The following is a 9,102-nucleotide window of genomic DNA, read 5'->3' as shown; positions in this document are numbered from 1 at the left end:
TTGCGAGTGCACGAGAAGCCTTTAAAACGTGGAAAGAAGTGCCTGTTTCTGAGCGCGCTCGTGTGATGATGCGCTATCAGGCATTGCTTAAAGAACACCAAGAAGAAATTGCAGAAATCTTAGCGCAAGAGACTGGAAAAACTTTTGAAGATGCTAAAGGTGATGTATGGCGCGGCATCGAAGTGGTTGAGCAAGCCGCGAACATCCCATCGTTGATGATGGGTGAAACGGTCGAAAACGTAGCACGCTCTATCGACTCGTACAGCTACATTCAGCCGTTGGGTATTTGTGCGGGTATCACGCCGTTTAACTTTCCTGCGATGATCCCATTGTGGATGTTCCCGATGGCCATTGCCTGCGGCAACACGTTCATCTTAAAACCTTCAGAACAAGATCCATTGACGCCAACACGCTTAGTTGAGCTATTTGAGCAAGCGGGCGCGCCTAAAGGTGTACTGCAGGTGATTCACGGTGGCAAAGACCAAGTTGATTTCGTGTTAGATCATCCTGAAATCCATGCGCTATCATTTGTTGGTTCAGTACCTGTCGCCGAATACATTTATCGTCGTGGCACCGAGAACGGTAAACGCGTACAAGCGTTCGCGGGCGCTAAAAACCACTGTGTCATCATGCCTGATGCCAATAAGCAGCAAGTCATTAACAACCTCGTCGGTGCTTCTGTCGGCGCGGCAGGCCAACGTTGTATGGCAATTTCAGTCGCAGTATTTGTTGGCGCGGCGAAAGAGTGGATCCCCGAAGTCGCTGAAGCGATTGCAAAAGTCCGTCCAGGCGCTTGGAACGATGAGAACGCAGCTTATGGGCCTGTCATTAGTCCGCAAGCTAAAGAGCGTATTGAGCAAATGATCACCGACGGTGAAAATGAAGGTGCCAAGCTACTCGTCGATGGTCGTGGTTGCACGGTAGAAGGCTTACCGGACGGTAACTGGGTTGGTCCAACGGTATTCTCTGAAGTCACCGCTGATATGGACATCTATAAAAAAGAAGTCTTTGGCCCCGTACTCAGCATGATGGAAGTTGAGGACCTAGACGATGCACTGACGTTGGTGAACAACAACCCGTATGGTAACGGCACGTCAATCTTCACTTCGAATGGTGCAGCAGCACGCAAATATCAACACGAAGTCACTGTCGGTCAGGTTGGTATCAATATTCCTATCCCGGTGCCATTGCCGTTCTTCTCGTTCACTGGTTGGAAACGTTCATTCTTTGGTGACTTGCATGCTTATGGTAAGCAAGCGATCCGCTTCTACACCGAAACCAAAACCGTGACTGCGCGTTGGTTTGAGAGTGATATTGAGGCGAGTGGACCTAATATGTCTATTCACCTGAAGTAATTGATAAGTTAAAGGTAGTTAGCATGAACTTTGAATTAACTGAAGACCAACAAGCCTTTGTCGATACTGCCAAAGCATTTGCGGATAAAGAACTTGCACCTAACGCAGCGCGCTGGGATGAAGAAGCTCATTTTCCTATCGAGGTTTTTCGTAAAGCCGGTGAGATGGGCTTTATGGGAATGTATACCCCAGAAGAGGCGGGTGGTTTTGGCATGAGTCGTTTAGACTCAGCGCTCATTTTTGAACAATTAGCGGGTGGGTGTACAGCCACGACTGCTATGATGACCATTCATAATATGGTGACCTGGATGATTGGTTCATTCGGTCAACAAGACGTCATCGATGAATGGGTGCCAGAATTAGTGACGGGTGAAAAGCTCGGCTCTTACTGTTTAACTGAGCCAGGCTCTGGTTCAGATGCCGCAAGTTTACGCACCAGCGCTAAAAAAGATGGCGATGAGTACGTTCTTAATGGCTCGAAAATGTTTATTTCAGGTGCTGGCTCAACGGATGTGATGGTGGTCATGGCACGCACAGGAGAGGCGGGTCCTAAAGGTATTTCTGCCTTTGTTGTACCAGCCGATGCAAAGGGCATCAGCTATGGCAAAAAAGAAGATAAAATGGGTTGGAACGCCCAACCCACCCGTCTTGTGACCTTTGAGGATGTGCGCATTCCCGCCAAGAACTTGTTGGGTGATGAAGGAGAAGGCTTTAAGTTTGCCATGATGGGTCTTGATGGTGGACGTATCAATATCGCAGTGTGCTCGGTCGGTACTGCACAGGCGGCACTCGAAACAGCATCTGCGTACATGCACGAGCGCAGTCAGTTTGGTAAACCGTTAGCAGCATTCCAAGCGCTCCAGTTCAAACTGGCGGACATGGCGACTGAACTTGTTGCAGCACGTCAAATGGTTCGATTGGCTGCTTCGAAAGTGGATAACAATGATCCCGATAAGACCACCTATTGTGCGATGGCTAAACGCTTTGCTACGGATATCGGTTTCCAAGTGTGTAATGAAGCACTACAAATCCATGGTGGTTACGGCTATATCAAAGAATATCCGCTTGAGCGCCATGTTCGCGATGTGCGCGTTCACCAAATTCTTGAGGGAACCAACGAAGTGATGCGACTGATCATTGCACGTCGCATTCTAGCTGATAGCGATCGCCAAATTCTGTAAGGAGTCGGCATGCAAACTCCCGTAATTCTTGAAACAATTAACGCCGGTGACAAAGTCATCGGCGTTGCTACACTAAACTCTGAAAAATCACTCAACGCGCTCAGCTTGGCAATGGCAGAAACACTGCTGCCCCAATTACAAGCTTGGGCTGATGATCCTCAGGTGGCTTGTGTTTGGTTGCAAGGCGCAGGTGAAAAGGCGTTTTGTGCCGGTGGCGACATCGTTGCTATGTACAAAGCGATGCAAGCACAGCCCGGCCAATTAGTTGAAGAAGTCGAGAACTTCTTCACTACGGAATATCAATTAGACTATGCCATTCAGACCTATCCAAAGCCGATCATCTGCTGGGGTGATGGTATTGTGATGGGCGGTGGTATGGGCCTAATGAATGGCGCCAGTCACCGTATTGTAACGGAACGCTCATTGCTAGCGATGCCGGAAGTAACCATCGGTTTGTACCCCGATGTGGGGGCAACGTATTTCTTGAACCGGATGCCGGAAGGTTGTGGTGCATTCTTAGGGATGACTGGCGCGACCATGAATGCGTCTGACGCTCTTTTCCTAAACCTTGCGGATCAGTTCGTCGGTCACGAGCATAAAGCTCAGGTGCTCGAAGCATTACAGGCGATTGAGTGGGGTGATACGGGCGCATTGAATCATCAAAAAGTGACCGATACACTCGAGCGTCTCGCCGAACAAGATGATACCGCGTTACCGACTCCTCAGGTTGAGCCTCATCTTGAGACCTTACAACAATGTATGTCTGCAAGTAGTGTGACTGAAGCGACACAACGAGTTTTGGCTGAGCAACAAGATGATAAGTGGTTCCAGAAGGCGCAAAAAAACCTAAGTCATGGTTGCCCAATCACGCCTCACTTAGTGTGGCAACAAACCCATCATGGTGCGGATCTGTCATTAGCAGACTGCTTTAGATTCGAGCTTACATTATCGTGCAATTGCGCCGTGCGCGGTGATTTCGCCGAGGGTATTCGTGCATTACTCATCGACAAAGACAAACAACCGCAGTGGCAGTTTGCAAGCGTAGGCGATGTGACGGAAGAGGCCATCGACGGGTTTTTCGACCCACCGTGGGGCGAGCGTACACATCCATTAGCAGCGCTTGAGCAAGTGTTGATGAAAAAATAATAACTATCGACAACAAGAAGGAGTCGAACATGGCGAATGTCGCATTTATCGGATTAGGTAACATGGGTGGACCGATGGCCATGAACTTGGCTAAAGCAGGTCACAATGTAAATGCGTTTGATCTATCGAAAGACGCTCTAGCACAGGTTGAAGCTGCGGGTGCCCGAGCCTGTGCAAGCCCTCGCGAAGCGATTGAAGGTGTGGAGTTTGTCGTCAGCATGTTACCGGCCGACCATCATGTCGAGTCGGTCTACTTAGGTGATGAGGGACTTGTACACGTATTGACAGATAAGCAGTTGGTCATTGATTGCAGTACCATCTCTTCGGAAGCCGCGATCTATGTGGGAGAACAACTGCAGAAAGCGGGTATTGCCTTTATTGACGCACCGGTTTCAGGTGGTGTAGGAGGTGCGAAAGCAGGCACCTTAACGTTCATCTGCGGTGGCACTGAGAGCAATGTGGATCGTGCTCGCACCGTACTCAATGACATGGGCAAAAATGTGTTCCGCGCGGGGGATGTCGGCGCGGGTCAAATCGCCAAAATATGCAATAATATGTTGCTCTCAGTACTCATGGTAGGGACTTCTGAGGCCTTGCAACTAGGCAAGGCCAATGGCCTTGACCCGAAAGTATTGAGCGAAATCATGTTGCAAAGTTCAGGTCGCAACTGGACATTAGAAGTTTATAACCCATGCCCTGACGTGATGGAAGGTGTACCATCGAGTAACGATTATCAGGGTGGCTTTATGGTTGATCTGATGAGTAAAGACTTGGGTCTTGCACAGCAAACCGCGTTAAAGTCGGGCGCCGCTACGCCGATGGGCGCTTTAACCCGTAACCTCTATCATGGGTGGTCGCAGCAAGGCCATGGTCGACAAGACTTCTCAAGTATTTTTAACTATTTGACACCGATCTCGAAAAAATAAAGAGGCAGTTCATGCAAGTAAAAGATAGCGTAATTGTAATCACAGGTGGCGCACAAGGCTTAGGCTTGGCAATGGCAGAAGATTTTGCTAAGCAAGGCGCTCAATTGGCGTTAATTGATATTAACGGCGACGTATTGGGTGATGCACAAGAAACCTGTGAAAAGTTGGGTGCTAAAAAAGTGATCGGCTATGAAGTCGATATCACCGATGAGGAATCAGTCGAGACGGTATTTGAGCAAATTCAACAAGAGTTTGGTGGTATTGATGTCTTAGTGAATAACGCTGGTCTTCTGCGTGACGGGTTATTGATTAAGTTCAAAGATGGCGAAATCAAGCAGAAAATGCCATTGCAACAATTCCAGTCGGTGTTAGATGTTAACCTAACGGGTACCTTCTTGTGTGGTCGTGAAGCGGCAGCGCAAATGGTTAAAGCCGGTAAGAAAGGGGTCATCATTAATATCTCAAGCGTCGCACGTGCGGGCAATATTGGTCAAACTAACTATGCCGCTACCAAAGCCGGCGTTGTGGCAATGACGGTTACTTGGGCGCGTGAACTCGGTCGTTATGGTATTCGCTGTGGTGCTATCGCGCCAGGCTTTATCGAAACACCGATGACTGCTCAGATGAAGCCAGAAGCGGTAGAACGTGCTTTATCCATGGTACCTCTGAAACGTTGGGGTCAGCCGACTGAAATCGCTCATAGTGCGCGTTATATCATTGAAAACGACTTTTTCAGTGGTCGCGTCGTGGAGATTGACGGTGGCGTGCGTTTATAATTAAACGCTAAACCGAACCCCATGTGGCTCATAGCTTAGCGTCTCTGTTATAGTATTCGTTGCTCGAGTGCTAATAGAGACGCTTAACTATGAAAATGACGTATCCATTACTGTTTAAAACCATTCCGATCTGTGCCATTTGGCTCGCACTGTGCATTTTAGCGTTAGCCTATTTAGAGTGGCCAAACGATTTATTGTCGCAAATACTTACATCTATCGTTGCCCTCGCGAGCGTTGTTTTCGCGTTTAAGCTATCCGGCGAAATCTTCTTTAAACAAATTAATTTGAAGCAATCAGAGCTCAGTTATACGCAGGCATGGTCTCAACCTCGTACGCAACGCTGGGCTGATGTTACTGAGGTCGACTACTCACCTCTATGGCACTCATTTAAGCTGAAGTTCGATAATGGCGAGCAGTTAAATGTCAGCGTAATTTTGACCCACCTTACTGAATTTTTGGGCTTAATGGCACACGAACTGCCCCGCGATAAGTATATCGATGCGGTGAATAAATTCAGTGGCGCGATGGGCGGGGATAAATGACATGCGAAAATTGCCGCCGCTGAACGCGCTTAAATCTTTCGAAGCTGCAGCACGCCATTTGAGCTTTACCAAAGCAGCAGAAGAACTATTCGTAACCCAAGCCGCGGTGAGTCATCAAGTCAAAGCGCTGGAAGAATTTTTGCAAATTAAGTTGTTCATTCGGCGTAATCGGACACTATTACTGACCGAAGAAGGCCAGGCGTATTATCTACAGTTAAGAGATATTTTTGCGCAACTAATACAGGCGACTGACAAGTTAAGACTGGTGTCAGAAAAGGGGGCGTTGACCGTCTCAGTGCCACCGAGCTTTGCTATTTTGTGGTTTGTGCCCCGCTTGAGCAGTTTCCGCGAGGCGCACCCGGATATGGATATTCGTATCAAAGCCGTGGATGAAATTACCGGCTCACTCACCGACGACGTCGATGTCGCCATTTATTATGGTGATGGGCGCTGGCCAGGGGTAAAGAGTTACCGTTTGCACAAAGAGTATTTGTGGCCCGTGTGTTCACCTATTTTGGCTGAACGCATGAACGTCCAGACCCCGGCCGATTTGCTAAAGCATACGCTGTTGCATGATGAAACACGGAATGCCTGGAACGACTGGTTTGAAATGGTGGGCGAAAGTAAACCGATAAAAGATGGTGGGCCTGTATTTAGTCACTCAAGCCTCGCTTTGCAGGCGGCAGTGCACGGGCAGGGCATTGCTTTAGCTAATCACGTTTTGGCTAAACCTGAGATTGATAGCGGGCACTTGATCCGTATTTTTCCTCAGGCGCTGAGACGTAATAAGGCATTTTATCTTGTCTGCCGTGACAATCAGTCAGAAATCGGTAAGATCGCCACCTTTCGAAACTGGATCATGCAACTGGTGCACGAAGAAGAACGCGCCTTCGAGTTAGAATCAGAATGAAGCATCTACAGGGAACGACCTATCAAGTCGCGGGTGAAAGCAACACGCAACGTATCGTCTTTTTTCATGGCTCGGGGGGTGGCCCAGATACTCCTTTTATGGAGTTTTTTACCGACCAGTGGCAAGCACTCGGTTTTGAGGTTGTACGTCCTGATTTTCCCTACTGGCAAAAAGTCCGAGCAACTGGAGTTAAGCGTCCGCCTGATAGGATAGAGCGTTTAGTTGAGCAAATGCGAATGTGGTTATCTGAGTTACAACGAGACGGTAAACCGCTTTGGTTGGCAGGCAAGTCACTGGGAAGTCGAGTCATGTTACGACTGGCGGATGAATTTGAAGCGCAGGGTCAAATCGCGCTGGGGTTTCCATTTAATCCACCGTCTAAACCCGAGCGCTCTCGCTTAGACGAGTTAGGGTATGCGCGTAGTCCCGGATTAATCATCGAGGGGACGCGCGATCCATTTGCAAAACAGGTTCGCAATAGGGCGTTAATATTGCCGTCACATTGGCAGATTCAATGGCTTGAGGGCGGTGATCATGGGTTTGAACCGACTGCCGCTAAACGTCATTTACGTGAGCGCTTATGGCTTCAGGCGAGCCGACTTACTGAGGAGTTTTTAAAATGATGAGTCAGTTATTGATAATTATTGCAGCACTATATGGTGCGGTAGCGGTTGCACTCGGGGCATTCGCGGCACATGGGTTAAAGAGTCGATTGAGTGAACAGTTACTGACGGTATTTCAGACCGGTGTGACCTATCAGTTCTATCATACACTCGCGTTATTGCTGGCGGGATTATGGCTTCGGTTTGCCCCCTCACCATGGGTCGCTGCCGCGGGCATCTTCTGGGCGTTAGGTGTGGTATTATTTTCAGGTAGTTTATATGCGCTGGCGCTGACCAGCATCAAATGGTTTGGTCCGATAACACCGCTCGGTGGTTTGTTATTTATTTTGGGTTGGATTTGCTTATTAGTTGGAGCAGTTAAAGCATGAATGGATTGGTATTGCTGTGTCGTGCAGGTTTTGAAGGGGATTGTGCGGCAGAGATCCAAGAAAAAGCAGCCGCACTCGGTGTATATGGGTATTGCCAAACACAGGCCGATCAAGCCTATGTGGTTTATCATTGCCAAGCAGAAGAAGCGGATCATTTAGCCAAAAAATTACCATTAAAAGAACTCATCTTCACCCGCACGTTTTTTGTTCTTTTAGCAAGTGCTCAGCTTGCAGGTATTGAGGATCGTGTCAGTGTCGTTAAAGAAGCGTTAGAACCTCATAAAGAGTGGTTTGGGCTCGCGGGGGCGTTACGTGTAGAAACACCTGATAGCAATGAAGCGAACGCTATTGCTAAGTTTTGTCGTAAGTTTGCTGTACCGTTACGCCAGGGCTTACGCGCTGTCGACTTGCTAAGCAAGAAGCCACTCGCGAAGCGTCCGTTTTTACACGTGTTTTTTGTTAATAAGGCGTACGCTTTATTGGGGTATTCCTACAGCTTCAATCAGAGTCCTTATGAAGAAGGGATTTTGCGTTTACGCATGCCATCCAATGGACCGAGTCGCTCTACGTTGAAGTTAGACGAAGCATTTCATGTTTTCGTGCCAGAAGAGGAACGTGAGCAGCGAATTCAAGCCGGTATGCGTGCAGTCGACCTCGGTGCCGCACCGGGCGGTTGGACATATCAACTGGTACGTCGTGGCATGATGGTACAAGCCGTCGATAATGGTCCAATGGCGGATAGCCTAATGGAGACCGGTCAGGTAGAGCACATTCGTGAAGACGGTTTTAAATATCGTCCCAAGCGTCGCAATGTCACTTGGCTCGTGTGCGATATGGTCGAAAAGCCTGCGCGGGTAGGTGAGCTAATGACAGCCTGGCTGTTAGAAGAATACTGCAAAGAAGCAATATTTAACTTAAAGCTACCGATGCGTCAACGCTACGCCTCTGTAAAGCAGTATTTGGAACAAATAACCGAGCAGCTGCAAGAGCAGGGCGAACGGAGCTTCGAAATTCAAGCCAAACATTTGTATCATGACAGAGAAGAAATCACGGTACACCTACGCTGGCTATAACCCAAGCTGAAAAAATAGATGTTTTACGCGTACGTCGCGCACATTGCGCGACGATGCACAAGACCCACCTGATGAGTGTACTGGGTCGTACGCATCTCAGTAGGTCGCGCATTTTGCGCGACTTTGCACAAGACCCACCTGATGAGTGTATCGGGTCGTACGCATCGCAGTAGGTCGCGCATTTTGCGCGACTTTGCGCTGG

Annotated in this window: 10 protein-coding genes; all 10 read left to right on the top strand. The window is 48.6% G+C overall.

Annotated elements, in window-relative coordinates:
• A partial coding sequence (locus ABNS04_RS11690; RefSeq protein WP_348671529.1) for a CoA-acylating methylmalonate-semialdehyde dehydrogenase occupies nt 1-1,355 on the top strand: 1,355 nt, incomplete at its 5' end.
• A 23-nt stretch (nt 1,356-1,378) separates the two neighbouring features.
• Entirely contained in the window at nt 1,379-2,536 is a 1,158-nt protein-coding gene (locus tag ABNS04_RS11685) for an acyl-CoA dehydrogenase family protein (RefSeq protein ID WP_348671528.1), read from the top strand.
• Between the two features lie 9 nt (nt 2,537-2,545).
• A complete protein-coding gene (locus tag ABNS04_RS11680) occupies nt 2,546-3,682 on the top strand; it encodes an enoyl-CoA hydratase/isomerase family protein (RefSeq protein WP_272978422.1) in 1,137 nt (378 codons plus the stop codon).
• Nucleotides 3,683-3,711: 29 nt separating this feature from the next.
• Nucleotides 3,712-4,608 (top strand): 3-hydroxyisobutyrate dehydrogenase, encoded by an 897-nt coding sequence (gene mmsB / locus ABNS04_RS11675; RefSeq protein WP_272978421.1) that lies wholly within the window; start codon nt 3,712-3,714, stop codon nt 4,606-4,608.
• Between the two features lie 11 nt (nt 4,609-4,619).
• Entirely contained in the window at nt 4,620-5,384 is a 765-nt protein-coding gene (locus tag ABNS04_RS11670; protein ID WP_272978420.1) for an SDR family oxidoreductase, read from the top strand.
• 89 nt (nt 5,385-5,473) lie between these two features.
• Complete coding sequence (locus tag ABNS04_RS11665; RefSeq protein ID WP_272978419.1) at nt 5,474-5,926, top strand: hypothetical protein; 453 nt, start codon at nt 5,474-5,476, stop codon at nt 5,924-5,926.
• A 1-nt stretch (nt 5,927) separates the two neighbouring features.
• Nucleotides 5,928-6,836 carry a transcriptional regulator GcvA gene (locus tag ABNS04_RS11660; protein WP_272978418.1) on the top strand — a complete coding sequence of 303 codons (909 nt, stop codon included), beginning with the start codon at nt 5,928-5,930 and terminating at the stop codon, nt 6,834-6,836.
• A complete protein-coding gene (locus ABNS04_RS11655; RefSeq protein ID WP_272978417.1) occupies nt 6,833-7,459 on the top strand; it encodes an alpha/beta family hydrolase in 627 nt (208 codons plus the stop codon). The genes ABNS04_RS11660 and ABNS04_RS11655 overlap by 4 nt, the downstream gene beginning before the upstream one ends.
• The gene (locus ABNS04_RS11650) at nt 7,459-7,827 is read left to right on the top strand and encodes a DUF423 domain-containing protein (RefSeq protein WP_040487832.1); all 369 of its coding nucleotides are present in this window, start codon (nt 7,459-7,461) and stop codon (nt 7,825-7,827) included. The genes ABNS04_RS11655 and ABNS04_RS11650 overlap by 1 nt, the downstream gene beginning before the upstream one ends.
• Nucleotides 7,824-8,900, top strand: coding sequence for a 23S rRNA (cytidine(2498)-2'-O)-methyltransferase RlmM (gene rlmM / locus ABNS04_RS11645; RefSeq protein ID WP_006955281.1), 1,077 nt, complete (start codon nt 7,824-7,826; stop codon nt 8,898-8,900). Before ABNS04_RS11650 ends, rlmM begins: the two co-directional genes overlap by 4 nt.
• The last annotated feature ends 202 nt before the right edge of the window (nt 8,901-9,102 follow it).

This window comes from uncultured Idiomarina sp. (assembly GCF_964010655.1).
Lineage (GTDB): Bacteria > Pseudomonadota > Gammaproteobacteria > Enterobacterales > Alteromonadaceae > Idiomarina > Idiomarina baltica.
This window is presented reverse-complemented; position numbering and strand designations above follow the sequence as displayed.

What these genes read in the sequence shown, in the direction of transcription:
- mmsB (WP_272978421.1), top strand. Translation starts at nt 3,712, where the DNA reads ATGGCGAATGTCGCATTTATCGGATTAGGTAACATGGGTGGACCGATG.
- ABNS04_RS11660 (WP_272978418.1), top strand. Translation starts at nt 5,928, where the DNA reads ATGCGAAAATTGCCGCCGCTGAACGCGCTTAAATCTTTCGAAGCTGCA.
- rlmM (WP_006955281.1), top strand. Translation starts at nt 7,824, where the DNA reads ATGAATGGATTGGTATTGCTGTGTCGTGCAGGTTTTGAAGGGGATTGT.
- ABNS04_RS11685 (WP_348671528.1), top strand. Translation starts at nt 1,379, where the DNA reads ATGAACTTTGAATTAACTGAAGACCAACAAGCCTTTGTCGATACTGCC.
- ABNS04_RS11650 (WP_040487832.1), top strand. Translation starts at nt 7,459, where the DNA reads ATGAGTCAGTTATTGATAATTATTGCAGCACTATATGGTGCGGTAGCG.
- ABNS04_RS11680 (WP_272978422.1), top strand. Translation starts at nt 2,546, where the DNA reads ATGCAAACTCCCGTAATTCTTGAAACAATTAACGCCGGTGACAAAGTC.
- ABNS04_RS11665 (WP_272978419.1), top strand. Translation starts at nt 5,474, where the DNA reads ATGAAAATGACGTATCCATTACTGTTTAAAACCATTCCGATCTGTGCC.
- ABNS04_RS11655 (WP_272978417.1), top strand. Translation starts at nt 6,833, where the DNA reads ATGAAGCATCTACAGGGAACGACCTATCAAGTCGCGGGTGAAAGCAAC.
- ABNS04_RS11670 (WP_272978420.1), top strand. Translation starts at nt 4,620, where the DNA reads ATGCAAGTAAAAGATAGCGTAATTGTAATCACAGGTGGCGCACAAGGC.